Origin of the sequence: Corynebacterium freiburgense (assembly GCF_030408815.1) — a bacterium.
Lineage (GTDB): Bacteria > Actinomycetota > Actinomycetes > Mycobacteriales > Mycobacteriaceae > Corynebacterium > Corynebacterium freiburgense.
Genome location: NZ_CP047355.1, coordinates 201,066 through 218,233, shown reverse-complemented (window position 1 = coordinate 218,233; position 17,168 = coordinate 201,066). Strand labels below are relative to the sequence as shown.

Annotated in this window: 13 protein-coding genes; 7 read left to right on the top strand and 6 right to left on the bottom strand. The window is 51.0% G+C overall.

Translation table 11 applies throughout. From position 1 onward, the window contains the following. Nucleotides 1–136 precede the first annotated feature (136 nt). The 4 genes from CFREI_RS01000 to CFREI_RS00985 are packed head-to-tail and all read right to left on the bottom strand — an operon-like array spanning nucleotide 137 to nucleotide 4,054. Nucleotides 137–490: a hypothetical protein gene (locus CFREI_RS01000; RefSeq protein ID WP_027012551.1), complete on the bottom strand. Its 354-nt coding sequence runs from the start codon at nucleotides 488–490 to the stop codon at nucleotides 137–139. 43 nt (nucleotides 491–533) lie between these two features. Continuing rightward, nucleotides 534–1,283 carry a succinate dehydrogenase/fumarate reductase iron-sulfur subunit gene (locus tag CFREI_RS00995; protein WP_027012550.1) on the bottom strand — a complete coding sequence of 250 codons (750 nt, stop codon included), beginning with the start codon at nucleotides 1,281–1,283 and terminating at the stop codon, nucleotides 534–536. Then, nucleotides 1,283–3,289, bottom strand: a complete 2,007-nt coding sequence (locus CFREI_RS00990) for a fumarate reductase/succinate dehydrogenase flavoprotein subunit (RefSeq protein WP_027012549.1) — start codon at nucleotides 3,287–3,289, stop codon at nucleotides 1,283–1,285. Before CFREI_RS00990 ends, CFREI_RS00995 begins: the two co-directional genes overlap by 1 nt. Nucleotides 3,290–3,298: 9 nt before the next feature. Further along, the gene (locus CFREI_RS00985; protein WP_027012548.1) at nucleotides 3,299–4,054 is read right to left on the bottom strand and encodes a succinate dehydrogenase cytochrome b subunit; all 756 of its coding nucleotides are present in this window, start codon (nucleotides 4,052–4,054) and stop codon (nucleotides 3,299–3,301) included. A 465-nt stretch (nucleotides 4,055–4,519) separates the two neighbouring features. On the opposite strand from CFREI_RS00985, the gene ramB reads away from it, so the two are divergent. After that, nucleotides 4,520–5,944, top strand: a complete 1,425-nt coding sequence (ramB, locus tag CFREI_RS00980) for an acetate metabolism transcriptional regulator RamB (RefSeq protein ID WP_027012547.1) — start codon at nucleotides 4,520–4,522, stop codon at nucleotides 5,942–5,944. A 104-nt stretch (nucleotides 5,945–6,048) separates the two neighbouring features. Here the strand turns inward: ramB and lpdA are convergent, their stop codons facing one another. After that, a complete protein-coding gene (lpdA, locus tag CFREI_RS00975; RefSeq protein WP_027012546.1) occupies nucleotides 6,049–7,464 on the bottom strand; it encodes a dihydrolipoyl dehydrogenase in 1,416 nt (471 codons plus the stop codon). A gap of 275 nt (nucleotides 7,465–7,739) precedes the next feature. Here lpdA and CFREI_RS00970 point away from each other — a divergent pair, with 275 nt between their 5' ends. From CFREI_RS00970 to CFREI_RS00945, 6 genes are all read left to right on the top strand, one after another. Further along, nucleotides 7,740–7,880, top strand: coding sequence for a hypothetical protein (locus CFREI_RS00970; protein ID WP_156907743.1), 141 nt, complete (start codon nucleotides 7,740–7,742; stop codon nucleotides 7,878–7,880). A 19-nt stretch (nucleotides 7,881–7,899) separates the two neighbouring features. Next, entirely contained in the window at nucleotides 7,900–8,961 is a 1,062-nt protein-coding gene (locus tag CFREI_RS00965; protein ID WP_027012545.1) for an alpha/beta hydrolase, read from the top strand. A 550-nt stretch (nucleotides 8,962–9,511) separates the two neighbouring features. After that, entirely contained in the window at nucleotides 9,512–10,576 is a 1,065-nt protein-coding gene (locus tag CFREI_RS00960) for an alpha/beta hydrolase (RefSeq protein ID WP_027012544.1), read from the top strand. A gap of 76 nt (nucleotides 10,577–10,652) precedes the next feature. Continuing rightward, entirely contained in the window at nucleotides 10,653–12,674 is a 2,022-nt protein-coding gene (locus CFREI_RS00955; protein ID WP_027012543.1) for a prolyl oligopeptidase family serine peptidase, read from the top strand. Beyond that, nucleotides 12,671–14,026, top strand: coding sequence for a M1 family metallopeptidase (locus CFREI_RS00950; protein WP_027012542.1), 1,356 nt, complete (start codon nucleotides 12,671–12,673; stop codon nucleotides 14,024–14,026). The genes CFREI_RS00955 and CFREI_RS00950 overlap by 4 nt, the downstream gene beginning before the upstream one ends. Further along, nucleotides 14,023–15,279: an MATE family efflux transporter gene (locus tag CFREI_RS00945; protein WP_051255918.1), complete on the top strand. Its 1,257-nt coding sequence runs from the start codon at nucleotides 14,023–14,025 to the stop codon at nucleotides 15,277–15,279. The genes CFREI_RS00950 and CFREI_RS00945 overlap by 4 nt, the downstream gene beginning before the upstream one ends. On the opposite strand, the gene CFREI_RS00940 is transcribed toward CFREI_RS00945, so the two are convergent. Beyond that, a complete protein-coding gene (locus tag CFREI_RS00940; protein ID WP_027012541.1) occupies nucleotides 15,198–16,562 on the bottom strand; it encodes an HNH endonuclease signature motif containing protein in 1,365 nt (454 codons plus the stop codon). The two genes, CFREI_RS00945 and CFREI_RS00940, sit on opposite strands and share 82 nt — an antisense overlap. Nucleotides 16,563–17,168: the final 606 nt, after the last annotated feature.

Sequence of the window (17,168 nt, the reverse complement as noted above, 5' to 3'; positions counted from 1 at the left end):
ACAAAACCGCCGCCCCATGACACATGAGACGGCGGCTTAGTGGAGGTGCCGGACTCCGACAATGATGTGGAGTCTGACCGTTACGGCACACTCGTTGCCATTACTTTTCAGTGTATGTGCAACGAGTGTTCCCGGTTTAGTGCTTGCGACCAGTTGCGGCTACGTAGGCGCGGTAGTGGCGGCGACCATAATGGATAAGACCAAATCCGATCACCAAGAATACAATGGTCATTACAGTGCCAAGAATTGTAAAGAAGCTTGCATTCTCCTGGGTCCCAACGGATTGGGTTGCCAGACCAAAGATGAGCGTACCGATACCAGCAACTGCTGCAAGTACAATGCCCATTCCAATCCAGGTGGAGCTGCGCAGCAGCGAGGAGTGCTGGGAATCCAAGCTGGATGGTACATAGCCATCGATATAGTGAGGCTCGCCTTCAAACACGCGGAAGGTCTGATCTTCGCGTGCGGGCAGTGCGTGTGCGTCAGACATGCTGATCGTGCCTTTCGTATAAAACCGTAGCGTTAGCTACAGCTTAGTGGTCCTTCGCGGAGAAAGCCGCACGGGCCCGCTCCTTGTTAATTGCGGCAACCGCAGTTAGGGGGATACCAGCTGGGCAAACATCAGCACATTCACCGAAGAGTGAGCATGGTCCGAAGTTTGTTTCCACTTCATCAACCATCTTGCGAGCACGCTTGCCACGTTCTTCCTTGCCTAGTGGCATAAGGGAGAGGTGAACAAGCTTTGCGCCGGTAAAGAGGTGAGCTGCGCCATTCGGGCAAGCTGCTACACACGCACCACAGCCAATGCAAGCTGCATGGTCGAGGGCCAGTTCAGCAGTCTGGTGGTTCATATGTAGGGTGTCAGCGTCTGGTGCGGTACCAGCGTTAATGGAGACATACCCACCCTGTTGCATAACACGGTCAAGGGCAGACCGATCAACGATCATGTCCTTGATAACAGGATATGCAGCGGAGCGCATTGGCTCGATCTTTAGGGTGTCACCATCGTTGTAGTTCACCAGTCGCTGTTGGCAGGATGGCTTGTTTTGTTCTGGGCCGTGTGGGCGGCCGTTTACATTCAAACCACAGGTGCCACAAATGCCTTCACGGCAGTCGGAGGCGAATGCGAAAGGTTCTTTGCCGGATTCGATGAGGCCCTCGTTGACGTGGTCAAGGAGTTCGAGGATCGACATCTGTGCGACAGCATCATCCACGTCGATGCTCTCGAAGTGTCCCTCGGTGGTCGGTCCGGCCTGACGCCAGATCTCAAGATGCAGTTTCATTACTTGTAGTTCCTTGTCTGCAGCGGGATCGCTTCGAAGTAGAGCGGTTCTGCGTGGCGGATGAACTTGTTTTCACCGTTTGGCTCCCAAGCGGAGACGAAGCACCAGTTCTCATCGTCGCGCTCGGCTTCGCCTTCTTCGGAAAGGTGGTCATCACGGAAGTGAGCACCACAGGACTCGTCACGGTCGAGGGCGTCGACACACATGAGTTCGCCGAGGTCAATGTAGTCTGCAACGCGGTTGGCGTATTCAAGGACCTGGTTCATTTCGTCCTTATCACCGGTAATGCGAAGGTCAGACCAGAAGGCTTTACGCAATTCACGGATCTTTTCAATGCCAGATGCAAGATCGGTGACATTGCGGGCCACGCCACAGGAGAAGTACAGGATATCGCCGAGTTGACGGTGGAAATACTCTGGGCCGTGGTTGCCATTAATGCTCATTAGCTTATTAATGCGGGCTTGTGCACGCTCAACTGCGGCAACTGCGGCAGGTGCATCTTCTGGAAGACGCTCGGAGCCAAGCAATGGGCCGAGGTAGTTCGGCACAGAGAATGGCAAGGTGAACCAGCCATCAACCGAGGCGGAGAGCAGGGAGTTTGCACCCAGACGGTTTGCACCGTGGTAGGTCCAAGATGCCTCACCAGCGGCAAAAAGGCCGTCAATGGAGGTCATTTCATTAAAGTCAGTCCACAAGCCACCCATGGTGAAGTGACAGGTAGGAGCAATGCGCATTGGGCTGGTGTAGGGGTCTTCACCAATGGCCTCTTCATACATTTGGAAGAGGTTGGAGTAGCGCTCTTTAATGGTGTCTTTACCTAGGCGTTCAATGGAGTCACGGAAGTCTAGGTATGCGGAGTTATGCAATGGGCCTACGCCGAGACCAGCATTGATCTGCTGGGAGATAGCGCGAGACGCGACGTCGCGAGGCACAAGGTTACCGAAGGCCGGATAGCGGCGCTCCAGGAAGTAATCACGCTCATCCTCAGGGATGGTATTGGGATCGCGGTCGTCCTTAGGCTCTTTCGGGGACCAAATGCGGCCGTCGTTACGCAGCGATTCGGACATCAGAATGGTCTTGGATTGCCACTCCGAGTTCACAGGTAGGCCGGTTGGGTGGAACTGAATAAACGACGGTGATGCCATATAAGCGCCCTGATCGTAGGCACGCATAATGGCGGAAGCATTGGAGTTCTTTGCCAGCGTGGACATGTAGTACACATTGCCGTAGCCACCAGTAGCAAGGATAACGGCGTGTCCCGTGTGCGCCTTGATTTCACCAGTAATCAAGTTGCGCATTACCGCACCTTGGCAAACCTTCTTGCCATCAATCTCGGACACAATGAGATCAACCATTTCATTGTGGGTAAAGATCTCAACGGAACCAAGATGAATCTGGCGCTGGAGGGCTGCCGCAGCGGACAGCTGGAGCTGTTGACCTGTTTGGCCACGGGTGTAGTAGGTGCGGGAAACCTGCACACCACCGAAAGAACGGGTAGCAAGGGTGCCACCGTATTCGCGGGCGAATGGCGCACCAATAGCATTCATATGGTCGATAACACGAACAGATTCGTAGGCGAGACGCCAGCAGTCCACCTCACGGCAGCGATAGTCGCCACCCTTTACGGTGTCTTTTACATGGCGGTACGCGCCGTCGTTATCTACCTTCTTGCCGCGTGCGGAGTTCACGCCACCCTGGGCGGCAATGGAGTGCGCACGACGAGGCGCATCGTGATAGGTGAACGCCTTGACATCATAGCCAAGTTCGCCGAGGGCTGCGGCTGCGCCACCACCAGAAAGACCGGTACCGATAACCAGAATGCGGAACTTACGACGGTTCAGCGGAGAAACCAAATTGTAGTGGTCTTTTTGCCATTCCCACGCATCTTTTGTGGGGACGCCTTTAGGGGCATGATCGTCCAGGACGCGACCAATAGTCACGCCTTCAACACAGGAAGCCGGAGCTTGAAAGTCGGGCTGGACAATTGCTTCAGAGTGAGTGCTCATAGATGTCTCCTAGCCAATCCAGCCAAGGGCGATGGACAGGGGAATAGTGATATTGCCAACCATCACAGCGGCAGGAACCAGGTACGAAACGAAAAGCAGGATCGCCCGCCAACGCTTACCGGTAATACCAAGGTCGCTTACTGCAACCCAGATGCCGTGCGAAAGGTGCACGAAAAGGACGAGCATAGCGACAATATAGAAAATCGCTACCGGCCACCGGCTAAAGCTGGCAACCATATTGGCGTAAACCGCACCATGCTCAAAAGCTGCTGGAGCTGCGGGCGCAACACCAAGAGTTAAGTCCAGAATGTGGAACAGGATAAACAGCAAAAGTACAAGGCCAGTGACAAGCATGGACCGAGTAGCAAAGCTGTTAAGGCCGCCCATAAGGTTAGTGCGGCGGAACTTACCACGGGATTGGTGAGCTCTACCGGTAATGGCAAACGCACCGTATACGTGGAGAATCAATGAAACGAGCAACACAATACGGAAAATCCACAGTACGCCTTCGCGTGGAACGAGTGGCTCGCCAACAGTACGGAGGAATTCACCGTACTCATCGATGTGATGAACACCATCATGCATAGGCATGAAGATCTTTAGGTTACCGATCATGTGAATCAATACGAAGCCACCGAAAATCAGGCCGGTAACGGCCATGGTCAGCTTCAATGCCCATGTCGGGAACTTGGGCCGCTCACGTAGCGGCTTTTCTGTAATTTTGCCGTGCGCGAGTGCGTCACGGTCATCATATTTAACAGTCATGGCACCTCCAGTGTCGTACTTACCTTACGACCTTGTGAGCTGGCCTTTCCACCTGACCAACGTTCGTGTGACGCACGTCACGCGAAAGAATTTCGCCGGTCAGGCCGGGTTTAGGGTAGGCTCACCTCTTTGTGCGAACTTTACGACGTCTCGCACACGCCCGCGACTTGCAGAATCGGTGCGACACTTCAATAAAAGAACAGTTAGGTTGCGAAAAAACGGGGGGAAAAGCACTTTGAAAGCTTTGCCCCCATCTGGATTCATCCAAAGGGTTGATACGCAGATATTCTTGTCATCTAGCGCCCGCCAAAATCACCCCAAAGAACCCCAAACATCCTCCGATGCCAATCCCCTAAAATCGTTACTTCTGCAGGATATCGCCGGGTTCTTTGCAGACTCACACAGGTTCACAAGCAAAGTCGTTAAGAATGCAACAATATTTACCCGCAGGCTATAGTTGCCGACATGGGAAAGACCTACGTTGGCTCCCGCCTCCGGCAGCTGCGCCGCGAACGCGACCTCAGCCAAGCATCACTCGCAGCAACCCTGGGCCTTTCAGCAAGCTATGTCAATCAAATCGAACATGACGTTCGACCGCTCACTGTTCCGGTCCTTCTCCGCATCACCGAAGCCTTTGGCGTCGATGCCACATTCTTTTCCCGAGACGACGATTCGCGCCTACTCGCCGAAGTCCAAGATGTGGTTCTAGATAAAGAAATCTGCCCCACCACAGTTGAACTCCAGGAAATTTCGGAAATGGTGTACAACCATCCAACCCTGGCTCGCGCCATGGTAGATATGCACCGCAGATACCGAAATGTACGCGATAAACTCTCGCTTGCCATAGATACCCGACACTCCCCGACCCCAGATGCTCCCAGCTCAAGTGCACAAGCTTTAGCAATGCCCCATGAAGAAGTGCGGGATTTCTTTTATGCGCGGCAAAACTACCTAGGGACATTAGATACCACTGCAGAAGACCTCGCAGAAACTATGATGCTAGGCCCATACGATATTCGGGCCACGGAAGACGCAATTACCCAACGCCTACAACGCCATGGCGTCACCCTTTCGCATTCACGTTCTATTAATGGAGTTTTACATCACTACAATCCCGCAACCAGAACGCTTACACTAAGCACCCGACTTAGTCCCGGACAAAAAGCCTTCCGCATGGCCGCCGAACTCAGCTATCTTGAAGCAGGTGACCTTATGGAAGAAATCCTCAACGAAACTACGTTCACTTCTGAGGAATCTCGAACCCTGGCACTTCGCGGTCTAGCATCCTACTATGCCGCGGCACTTATGCTGCCCTACCAGCAATTTCACGCAGCATCTGAAAGTTCCCAATACGATATCGAATATTTGTCTCAAATATTCGGCGTTGGATATGAAACAATTTGCCACAGACTTTCCACACTGCAACGGCCGAATCTGCGCGGAATTCCATTTACATTTGTGCGCGTAGATCGTGCCGGAAATATGTCGAAGCGACAATCCGCAACGGGTTTCCATTTCACACATTCTGGCGGTACCTGTCCACTGTGGAATGTTTATGAAACATTCACAAATCCCGGACAGATTATGCGTCAAATGACACAAATGCCAGATGGCAGAAATTACCTCTGGATCGCGCGCACCGTTCGGCACCATCGAAGCCGCTATAACGAACCTGGAAAACTGTTTGCTATCGGACTTGGGTGCGAAGCACGCCACGCCGAACGAACGATCTATTCACAGGGTATGGACCTGGAGAATTTCAGTGGCGCAACCCCCATAGGCGCAGGTTGCCGCGTATGTACCCGCGATAATTGCGCGCAGCGCGCATTCCCTCCCGTGCACCGCACTATTAATATCGATGCACACCGTTCAACTATTGCACCGTACTGAGGTATAGGCGCCGACACGATGCCACTTTTGCGATCGCGCCAACGCCTCCAACCTTACTGCTTTTGACGCTGAAAAACTTTTTTTCGAGCTTGCAGTCTGCAACTTTAGAAATTAATCATATGTCCACAAATACCTTCGGCAGCTTCTTTCATAGCTTCCGAAAGTGTTGGGTGGGTATGGATATTACGGCCAATTTCTTCAGCCGTAAGGTCGAATTTCTGAGCAAGGGTCAATTCAGGCAATAATTCTGAAACATTAGAACCAACCATGTGCGCCCCCAGCAGCTCGCCGTATTCGGCATCCGCAACAATCTTTACAAAGCCTGCTGATTCACCAAGGCCTTGCGCCTTACCATTCGCAGAGAACGGGAAGGTAGCAACCTTAATTTCGCGACCTTCAGCCTTAGCGATTTCCCGAGCCTTCTCCTCGGTGTAGCCAAAGGAGGCAACCTGCGGATTACAGAATGTTGCGCGAGGCATCATCATATAATCGCCGAGTTCCATAGTTTCTGCATTTGCAATTGTTTCTGCGGCGACGACGCCCTGGGCCTCCGCAACGTGGGCAAGTTGCAGTTTGGCAGTGACGTCGCCAATCGCGTAAATACCGGGAACGTTAGTGCGCATGCGTTCGTCAATATCGATGGCGCCGCGATCCGTAAGCTTCACGCCGGTGTTCTCAAGACCGTAGCCCTCAACGCGCGGCGCAAAGCCAATGGAGATCATTACGCGATCAACAATTAAGGTCTCAGACTTCGATCCATCCTTGGACTCCACATCAACCTCAACGGAATCACCATTATCACGCACACCGGTGGTCTTATAGCCGGTAAGGAGCTTTACGCCGAGCTTCTTGTATTGCTTTGCGATCTCCTTGGAAACGTCCGCATCTTCATTCGGCAAGACACGATCCATAAACTCAACGATCGTAACGTCAACACCATAGTTAGACAGGACATAGGCAAATTCCATGCCAATGGCGCCAGCACCAACAATCACCATGGAATCCGGCAAATCACGCGAAAGGATCTGTTCTTCAAAGGAAACAACATTGCCAGAAAGCTCAACACCCGGCAATGAACGAACAACAGAACCAGTGGCAATAATGCAGTTATCAAAGGTAATGGTCTTACCAGCGTCTTTGCCTTCAGTAATCTGCAATGATTTGGCATCTTTAAACACGCCAAAGCCATCAATTTCGGTGATCTTATTCTTCTTCATCAAGAAGTGAACACCTTTTACGATCCCGGAAGATACTTTACGAGAACGATCATGCGCAGCACCGAAATCAAACGAAACATCTCCAGAAATACCGAAGAGCTTTGCTTCATGATTGAAAGTGTGTGCGAGTTCAGCATTCTTGAGTAGCGCCTTGGATGGAATGCATCCAATATTGAGGCACACGCCGCCCCAGTATTGCTTTTCCACAACGGCTACTTTAAGGCCTAGTTGGGAGGCGCGAATGGCGGAAACATAGCCACCCGGGCCCGCACCGAGTACAACAACGTCAAAATGTTCAGTCACGGGTCCAAGAATACGTGGTGCACCTATGTTTGTCGCTACGTTGACCTACCAAAACGAGAAAGCACCCCGCATTGCCTTGTTCCGAGGCATTGGGGGTGCTTTTCAGGGGGGAACACATTGTGGTCAAAGAGCCGACCTTAACCACAAAAGTTGTACAAAATCTTAGAGCAATCGAAGACTAGCAAGAATCCAGCTGAAACCGGACGAACCTGCATGAGAAAGGTTACCGAGGGCCGAGTTAATAGCGAGCTGAATCTGCTCTATAAAAGTCATTGATGGATCTCCAATCCTTGGTAGTAGTTTGGATGCTCCCAACATGGCCGGAAAGCATTCTCCCAACAGATGTTAACGTAGATACCGCTGAAACGGATATAGCAATTGCTATGAAACACAGAAAGCACCGTGCTGCAATCTAAGAAATTAGAAGGGAAAATTATGTCCTTTGTGCGCCGTCTAGTCGCGCCCGCAACAGCTCTGGCCATTTTTACTGCCACAATCACTTCTATTGGTTCCGCTACTGCAGCAGAACTCACTCCGGGCCAAGTTGCAGGAGACACGCCGCTGGCAACAATTAACCCCAGCGCACGCACAGATATCGAACCTCCAAAATGGCGTGAAAAACTCAATGGGCGTACCGACGCTTACGAACTTTGGGCATTTTCACCTTCAATGCAGCGAGATGTTCCATTTGTAGTTATTCCAGCTCACGAGGCAAATCGCCCGACCATTTATTTGCTGAACGGTGCTGACGGTGGTGAGGGGACCGCGAACTGGATTATGCAAACTGATGTAATCGATTTCTATCGGGAGAAGAACGTTAACGTTGTAATTCCAATGAGCGGCGAATTGTCGTATTACACCGACTGGGTTACCGAGCAACCACGGTTAGGCGGCAAGCAAATGTGGGAGACATTCCTCACTAAAGAACTCCCTGGCCCCATAGAAAAGCACCTAAATTCCAACAACAAGCGTGCCATCGTTGGCATGTCTATGAGTGCTACTACTTCATTGCTATACGCTCAGCATAATCCTGGTTTTTATGATGCTGCCGGCTCGTACTCTGGCTGCGCTTCCACATCGCGCGGCGTTTCCGTCGCATGGGTAGATGAAGTGCTGAAACGTGGTGGTCTAAACCACACTCAAATGTGGGGTCCTTTGGGTACTCCAACTTGGCATTACAACGACGCTTTGATTAATGCAGAGAAACTCCGCGGCACCGAAGTGTATGTGTCTAACGGTTCCGGCATGTCTGGCGAATATGACATGCTCTCCAACCCACGGATTAAGAGCCCTATCCAGCAAGGCGTAAACAAAATTGCAGGTGGCGGCATTGAAGCTGCAACCAACCAATGCACACATGATCTTAAAGCAAAAATGGATCAACTAGGAATCCCAGGCGACTTTAAGTTCCGCCCAACCGGCACCCACTCTTGGGGGTATTGGGAAGAAGATATGCGCACTTCTTGGCCAACCTATGAACGTGCGTTTAATAAATAGTATCTAGTACATACACGAAACCCCGGTATTTTAAACATTGAAAGTGAAAATGCCGGGGTTTTCTTTGTCTTATTTTCCCCTATCCAGAGCACACGCTTCAACCTTGCAGCCCAGTTCATGCTAGTTATCTTCAGCAACATCAGTTACATTGAACCGATTACATGCAATGCGCCAACCTGAGAATCTCAGACAATCTAAAATTTTATTTTTATTGCTTCAAAGATAAATATCCCATTCATTGAGCTACAGCAAACCTACGGCACCCAACTCGCCACCCCAAACTTCTCAAACACGTGTTAGACAATCTGCTATATATCCAGTTTCCAGCATAGATGCCCTCAAACACGCAAGCGCACAACAGTCAGGCAATTCTTCAGAGTTACTAATAAATACCAAACTTGCAATTCTTAACATTTCGCTCCATCAAAGGGTTTTGCGTCACATCTGGGGAGCATTAATTTCGGCGTAATGTTAACGTAGTATGAACCGAAACCGTTGTATTGCTTGTATAAGGCTTGAAAACCTAAGCCCCAACGCAGAAAGAAACATTATGAACTTAGCGCGTCGTCTTGCCGCACCGGTGTCCGCCCTTGTTTTGGCTACTTCCGCTTTGCTGTCCGCAAGCCCTGCGGCTGCTGCAGAGTTAACTCCCGCTCAGGTCGCTGGTGATATTCCATTAGCCACGATTAATCCCAATGCTCGCACTGATGTTGAAGAGCCTCAGTGGCGCAGCAAGGTCGCTGGACGTGATGATGTCCGTGAAGTTTGGGCGTTTTCGCCATCAATGCAACGTGACGTGCCGTTTGTGGTGATTCCCGCCCATGGCCCCGACCGGCCAACCATCTATCTGCTCAATGGCGCCGATGGTGGCGAGGGTGTAGCTAACTGGATTATGCAGACTGATGTTGTGGACTTCTACCGCAGCAAGGACGTCAATGTTGTAATCCCAATGTCCGGTAAGTTCTCTTACTACACCGACTGGGTGGAAGAAGTGCCATCTCTTGGAGGTAAGCAAAACTGGGAAACGTTCCTCACCAAAGAGCTCCCTGGCCCAATGGAGGGCTACCTCAAGGCGAACAATAAGCGCGCGATCGTTGGTATGTCTATGACGGGCACAACCTCACTGCTCTATGCACAGCATCATCAAGGTTTCTATGATGCAGTTGGTTCGTTCTCTGGTTGTGCCGCAACATCTCGTGGCACGGCTGTGTGGTACCTGGATGAAACACTCAAGCGCGGCAATGTCAGCCGCGAGCAGATGTGGGGTCCGCTTGGCACTGGCAACTGGCACTATAATGACGCTTTGATTAATGCGGAGAAGCTCCGCGGCACTGAAGTGTATGTGTCTAACGGTTCCGGCATGTCTGGCGAATATGACATGTTGTCCAACCCACGTTTGAACAATAATTCCCTTGCACAAGCCAATGTGAAAATTCTTGGTGGCGCAATTGAGGCAGCTACCAACCAGTGCACCCATGATCTCAAGGCAAAGATGGACCAGGTTGGTGTTCCTGGGGACTTTAAGTTCCGCCCAACCGGCACACATTCTTGGGGTTACTGGGAGGAAGATCTTCGTACTTCCTGGCCAACCTTCGAACGTGCTTTTAATCGTTAAACAAACGTAGGTTTCGGATTCTACGCCCCGAGCGCCCTATTATTTCTGGGTGCTCGGGGCGTAGACTATTGGGTTTATGACGTCTTCTGCGACCCCCACCCCTGAGATCCTTGAAGAGATCGAAAACCCTAACGCATTGGCTTGGGCCGAACAACGATCGCAGGAGACCATTCATCGACTCGACGTAAGCCCACTTCGTTCGGCGTTGGAGCTGCGCATCCGTGAAATCCTCGATACTGATGATCGTATTCCTTTCCCTCTTCGCAGAGGCGAAAAACTGTTCAATTTTTGGCGGGACGCGGAACACCCTAAAGGATTATGGCGACGTTGTGATGCACCAAGCTATATCGAAGGCACCCCCCAATGGGAAACACTGATCGATATCGATGCACTCGCTGAACAAGAAGACGAAAACTGGGTTTGGAAGGGTGCACATGTGCTATTCCCTAGTTTTGATCGTGCGCTTGTCCGGCTTTCTCGGGGTGGTGCGGATGCGTCGGTACTGCGGGAATTTGATCTTCACACCAAGACATTTGTATCTGAGAATGCGTTTACTATTCCTGAGGCTAAAACTGATGTGAGTTGGATTGATCGGGACACATTACTCGTAAGTACGGATATGGGTGAAGGTTCGCTTACGGAATCTGGTTATCCAGCCCGAGTGTATAAGTGGCGTCGAGGCCAGCACTTAGCTGATGCGGAATTGTTTTTCGCAGGTGTGCGTAACGACGTCGCGGTCGGCGGCTGGGCCGATACTACGCCCGGGTGGGAACGGGTTTTCGTGCAGCGGGCACTAGATTTTTATCGCTCCCGCTATTTCGTGGAAACTTCCAATGGCCTTACCCCTCTTGATATTCCTGAGGATTGCCAGATTTCTGTCCATAACCAGTGGTTATTCCTTTGGCCACGGGAAGCGTTTGCTGACATTCCTTCTGGTGGGCTTGGCGTTATTGATTTTGATGCTTTTATAGAGGGTGATCGAGACTTTCAGGTGTTGTTTACCCCAACACCACAGCGATCGTTGGCTCGGCTGCACTTTACCCGCGACTTTTTATTGCTTTGCGTTTTAGACAATGTGTCCACACAGCTTATGCGCCTCTCATTGGGGGATTGGGCTTCGCCGCCAGTAGCACTACCACTGCCGGAACATTCCACGGTGTCTATTTTGGATACCTCGCCGCTACGGGATAATGAAATTTGGTTTTCCACTAGTTCCTTTATTCAACCCACCACGTTATTGTTGGGTGATGCCGCCGACTTTTCGACGTCCCGTCCGGTGCGGCAGGCACCAGCCCAGTTCCAAACAAAGGATATGGAAACCCGTCAGTATTGGGCGCGGTCAAATGATGGCACGCTTATCCCGTATTTTGTTACTGGACGTTTCTCTGAAAAACCGGTTCCTACGTTGGTGAATGCTTACGGCGGTTTCGAGGTACCCCTAGTGCCAGGTTATTCAGCAATTCGGGGGATTTGGATGGAGCGCGGCAATCTTTTTGTACAGGCGAACTTGCGTGGTGGAGGCGAATTTGGGCCTTCTTGGCATAACACAGTTGTAAAAACCAACCGCGAAAAAATATTTGAAGACCACCAGGCAGTTATTCGTGACCTTGTAGACCGAGGATTCACCACCTATAAGCAAATAGGCATTCGCGGCGGTTCGAATGGTGGTTTGCTGTCTGCGGTTGCGCTTACTCGTTATCCGGAAGCTCTTGGTGCGGTTGTATCCCAGGTTCCTTTAACGGATATGTTGCGTTTTCATACTTGGCTAGCTGGTGCAAGCTGGGTGGCCGAATATGGGCACCCGGAAGACAAAGCCGAACGCGCGGTTTTGGAGTCATATTCTCCTCTCCACCATGTAACTGAAAACACCGAACGCCACTATCCTCCCGCGCTGATCACGACGTCGACACGCGATGATCGTGTGCACCCTGCACATGCACGTTTATTTGCGGATGCCCTAATGCGCGCTGGGCAACCTGTGGATTATTTTGAAAACACCGAAGGCGGACATGCAGGTGCTGCAACAAATGAACAAACCGCGCTTATGGAATCAATAGTATGTGCTTGGCTAGTCCAAAACTTGGAAGGTGAACAATGAAGCGATTGCGTTCCACTCCAATCCCTGGAACGCGGGATGAATACACCGGGGTAGATTTTAACCTTGGCTTTCACGTTCGACATTACGATTTAACTCTCCAGTACCGCATAAATTCGAACTATCTGCAGGGAATAGCAAAGCTGAGCATAGATAATTACCTTCCATTGCGGCAGCTCACGCTTGATCTAGTACCTGAGCTTCGTGTCACCCGAGTGGCTGCGCATGGCACCGCGGGCCTAAAAATTGATATTAAAAAGGTAACGCAGGCACAGGGCAAACTCCGCATTACCTTTGCCCAGGAAATCCCAGTAGATCAAGAGTTCGCTCTGACTATTAGCTATAACGGCAAACCCACCGCCGTTAAAAGTCCCTGGGGAACACTTGGTTGGGAAGAACTCGAGAATGGTTCTTTGGTGGCTAGTCAGCCAAATGGAGCCCCTAGCTGGTTCCCCTGCGATGACACTCCAGATGAAAAAGCCTTCTACGATATCAGCGTGACCTGCGATAACCCATATGCCGTGGTGGCCAATGGCAAATTGATCAGTAGACGCAGGCATGGTTCTAGAACCACATGGCATTACCGCCCTTCACACCCAATGGCCACCTACCTGGTAACCGTCCTTATTGGCGAATTCGAGCAGTTGCCACTGGCCGCACAACCAGTACCGATTCTTGCGTTTATACCTCGTGGCATGCGCAATAGTTTTCGTCACGCTTTCCAAAAGCAGGTGCAGATGATGGAGGTATATACGGAGCTTTTCGGCCCATATCCATTTGAACGCTATGTCATAGTCCTTACAGAAGATGAACTTGAAATTCCCCTTGAAGCCCAAGAACTTTCAATCTTTGGACGCAATCATGCAAATGGCAAGTGGGAACGCCTCATTGCTCATGAGTTAAGCCACCAGTGGTTTGGTAACTCGTTAGGTCTTGCCCAGTGGAATGATATTTGGCTTAATGAGGGGTTCGCCTGCTATGCAGAATGGCTATGGTTCGAACGTTCTTCTGGAGAATTTCCCGCCCGCCATCACTATGAGATTCTGCAGAAAATGCCTAAGGACCTGGTTTTGGCAGACCCGGGCCCTGAAAAAATGTTTGATGATCGAGTGTATAAGCGGGGCGCATTAACGCTACACGCAATCAGGTGCCTCCTTGGAGACCCTGCATTCTTCGCACTACTACGTAATTATGTTGCCAGCGGAAAGTATGGGGTTGTTGAACCTATGGATTTCCGTTTGGCATGCGAGATTGCGTGCCGTGATGCTCGCGTGCCCCTTTCGGAGTTTCATAGCCTTTGGAATGCTTGGTTATATCAACGAGAATTGCCACCGTTCCCTGAGGCACACAAATGAAGTTTTTAAGCTTTGCTACAATTTTCGCCGCAGCATCTGGTTTTATCCTCTTGTGGCTTGTTGCTGGGGCACTGGGTCAGGAACGCACCGCTGAATTTGCCGCCTATTGGGGTCTATTTTTTGCGTTAACTGGTCTTCTTGATGGCCTTATGCAGGAAACTACTCGTGCCGTAAGCGCTGCCCGCAAACACCAGCCAAAAACTGCTCGGCCATTGAAATTAGGTACGTTACTAGCTATTTCGACGGCTGTACTGGTAATAGGTACTGGTCCGTTTTGGATAGGTTTACTGCTGAGTTCCTACCACTCTTCAGCTGTGGTGTTGATGGCTATTGGGTTGGTGTCTTATACCTATCAGGCCGTGCTTTCGGGTGCGCTTTCGGCGATGCAGTTATGGAAGCAATATGCCTGGTTAGTTGTTTTAGATTCGGGGATTCGGCTGGCCATTGTGGTTGTGGCATGGCTTTTCAGCTGGGGATTGTTTGCATATATTTTCGTGACGGTTATTGGGGCTTGTAGTTGGTTGGTTATTTTAGGCTGTTCCCAGCCTGCCCGAATGGCGTTGCGACAACCTACTGATGTTGATCCACCACAGTTTGCACGTCGAGTAGCAGCTACAATGACTGCCACCGGTGCTTCTGCAGCTTTAATTACTGGTTTCCCTACACTGGTAAAAGCAACATCACATGAGAGTGTTGGTGCTTCCGTAACTTTGGGTGGAATTATCATTGCGATTACATTGACTCGTGCTCCGATTTTAGTGCCGTTGCAGCGTTTTCAATCGGCACTTATTGTGCGGTTTTTACATCGACCAAAGGCATTGTTGCAACCTCTGGCACTGGTGTTTGGTGCGGGTGTAATTGGTGCGGGGGCTGCATGGCTTATAGGTCCGTGGATTATGCAGGTGTTTTTCCGACCAGATATGTTTGTACCAGGGGAAATACTAGCTGTATTAACATTTGCTTCGGCGTGTACTGGAGCTTTAATGATTACGGGGACTGCAGTGCTTGCGCACGAGCAGCACCGTCTCTATGTGGGTGGTTGGGTCCTAGCCACAGTTGTGGCGTTTGGTTGCCTGCTTCTACCCTTTGACCTGGCCGTACGGGTGTGTTTGGCATTAACTATTGGCCCACTGCTTGGGGTTATTGCGCATGCGGGCGTGTTATTTGCGACTCACCAGAAAACGTCTCCGTCTGCTAGTGGGCAGTCATCGTCTTCATCTTCATCGGGCGGCGGTTGCTCACCCCGGAATTGAACACGCTTTCGTATTCGTTCGTGTTTTTGAGCAAGGGTGTATCCCCAACGTCCGATCCCATTATTTTTCGGTGGTGCAGTGTTGTCGTCTGCAGAGGTTTTCCCAGAGTGTCTAGTTATTATGCCTTTTTGGATTCCGAAAACTCCTGCTAATTGACCCACAGGAACGGTGGTGGCAATAAGCGTGCCATCCGCATGGTGCCAGGTGACCGCGCCGTCGATACGCATGGTGGCGCGAACGCGGCGATCAGTTTTGGCATTGTGGTGGCGGCGACACAGGCATTGCAGGTTCGAAAGCGTGGTCCAGCCGCCAGCTTCATGATTAATTACGTGGTCAATATCGCAGTGGATGGCTTCGTAGGCACAGCCAGGAAACCTGCAAGTGCCGTCGCGCAGCATAACAAGCTTGCGCAAGGATGCGGTAGCTTCGTGACCTGCAGAAATTTCCTTAGCCACGGCTAAAGCGTCTTGGTATTCAAGATTCGTTGTGCTTAGGAGTTTCCGTTGGGAAGCGGAAAGCGGGCCGATTCCTTGCAGGTAGGTGGCTTCCAGAGTGGTGTTTGGTTTTTGCTCCCCGAGGCCAAATAGAACTATTTTGCGTACAGCTTCAATACCTGCGGATTGTTGGCATACCAGCTGTACAAGAGCCTGGGAAAGAGAGGTTCTCTCCGCTGCGGCATGACGCTCTAAACAAGCGTGGACAGCTGCGGCGTCGGCGTCGGTAAGCTCCGCACTAAGCACGGTAACCCCTTTATTTGGCAGCGGAATACACGATACGCTTTCCGTTATTTCTGGTTCCTCCTCAGCCTGCGCAATAAGCCACGTACGCAACTGCTCCTCAAGCCAATGTTTCACATTACGAGCGGAAGGAACTTGTTGGTCAGCGACAGTCGGCGTGAATTTCTGTACCAACGCGGCATCCAGCCGTGACCAAAGGCTAGCCTCAAGAGGATTATCCAACAACTGGAAAACCTGTTCCATCGCCATAATGTGCCGCACACCCACAACACCAATCTCTAATACGTGAGCTTGAAACAGTGGCAAATGCTGACACACACGAATACCCCACCCCAGCATGTATTCCAACTGGTAAGCGCTATAAACACCACCACTTTGAGCAGCCAGCGTCAATGCCAATGAATGCAAATCCTCCGCAGAGACATTACGGCTAGCAACCACCCCAAAAACAAGATTCAACATACCCGTATTGGTAGCCACCGCATGTGCGCCAAAAAGATTATCGCAAGCATGCACACGATACGAAGCAACTGGTTGCCCTGCCATGATTTTCCACCTCCCTGATATCCACTATTCTACCGAAATAGCACCATTAATACCATCATTTATGCAGGTAAAGGCGGTTTTTTATACAGGTGACAACATCTTAAAATAGGCAATCCGGCAACCATCCATTCCGCAAAAGCAAGCAGCCAGATAGGCTATGACAGCACGAAGCGCACACAGCGGCAAAAGTTGGCATATCCCCAGACCGAAGCGGCAAAACGCCAGGAAAATAATACCCAGAAGTACCCCCATATTAGGGTGCGGCGAATTTCATCCACTGATCGCTGGACCATTTGAGCAGTTCTTTATATCGGGCACATTTCACCTACGGAACTTTGGGGGTGCCACCGACTCCACCGGGCCACCCTGACTTTGTGGGGCTGTGGGGTCTATGGCTGGTTTTTTGGTGCGTGACTGGTGGTTTTGGTGTGTGCTTGTGGTTTAGTTGTGCGCGTCCGGTTACCTGGGATTTGGCTGGGTTGGATGGGCTCTGGTCGGGAGGCGTTTGGTCTTTTGGGCGCTGGTTGAGCGTGTTGTCACAGATTCCATTTTTTCGGCGGATTTTATGGAATCTGCGACACGATAGGTAGGGAACCTGTCACAGAT

Excerpts from the sequence above, each read along its gene's own strand:
- CFREI_RS01000 (WP_027012551.1), bottom strand. The coding sequence starts at position 490 with ATGTCTGACGCACACGCACTGCCCGCACGCGAAGATCAGACCTTCCGC.
- CFREI_RS00995 (WP_027012550.1), bottom strand. The coding sequence starts at position 1,283 with ATGAAACTGCATCTTGAGATCTGGCGTCAGGCCGGACCGACCACCGAG.
- CFREI_RS00990 (WP_027012549.1), bottom strand. The coding sequence starts at position 3,289 with ATGAGCACTCACTCTGAAGCAATTGTCCAGCCCGACTTTCAAGCTCCG.
- CFREI_RS00985 (WP_027012548.1), bottom strand. The coding sequence starts at position 4,054 with ATGACTGTTAAATATGATGACCGTGACGCACTCGCGCACGGCAAAATT.
- ramB (WP_027012547.1), top strand. The coding sequence starts at position 4,520 with ATGGGAAAGACCTACGTTGGCTCCCGCCTCCGGCAGCTGCGCCGCGAA.
- CFREI_RS00970 (WP_156907743.1), top strand. The coding sequence starts at position 7,740 with ATGGATCTCCAATCCTTGGTAGTAGTTTGGATGCTCCCAACATGGCCG.
- CFREI_RS00965 (WP_027012545.1), top strand. The coding sequence starts at position 7,900 with ATGTCCTTTGTGCGCCGTCTAGTCGCGCCCGCAACAGCTCTGGCCATT.
- CFREI_RS00960 (WP_027012544.1), top strand. The coding sequence starts at position 9,512 with ATGAACTTAGCGCGTCGTCTTGCCGCACCGGTGTCCGCCCTTGTTTTG.
- CFREI_RS00955 (WP_027012543.1), top strand. The coding sequence starts at position 10,653 with ATGACGTCTTCTGCGACCCCCACCCCTGAGATCCTTGAAGAGATCGAA.
- CFREI_RS00950 (WP_027012542.1), top strand. The coding sequence starts at position 12,671 with ATGAAGCGATTGCGTTCCACTCCAATCCCTGGAACGCGGGATGAATAC.
- CFREI_RS00945 (WP_051255918.1), top strand. The coding sequence starts at position 14,023 with ATGAAGTTTTTAAGCTTTGCTACAATTTTCGCCGCAGCATCTGGTTTT.
- CFREI_RS00940 (WP_027012541.1), bottom strand. The coding sequence starts at position 16,562 with ATGGCAGGGCAACCAGTTGCTTCGTATCGTGTGCATGCTTGCGATAAT.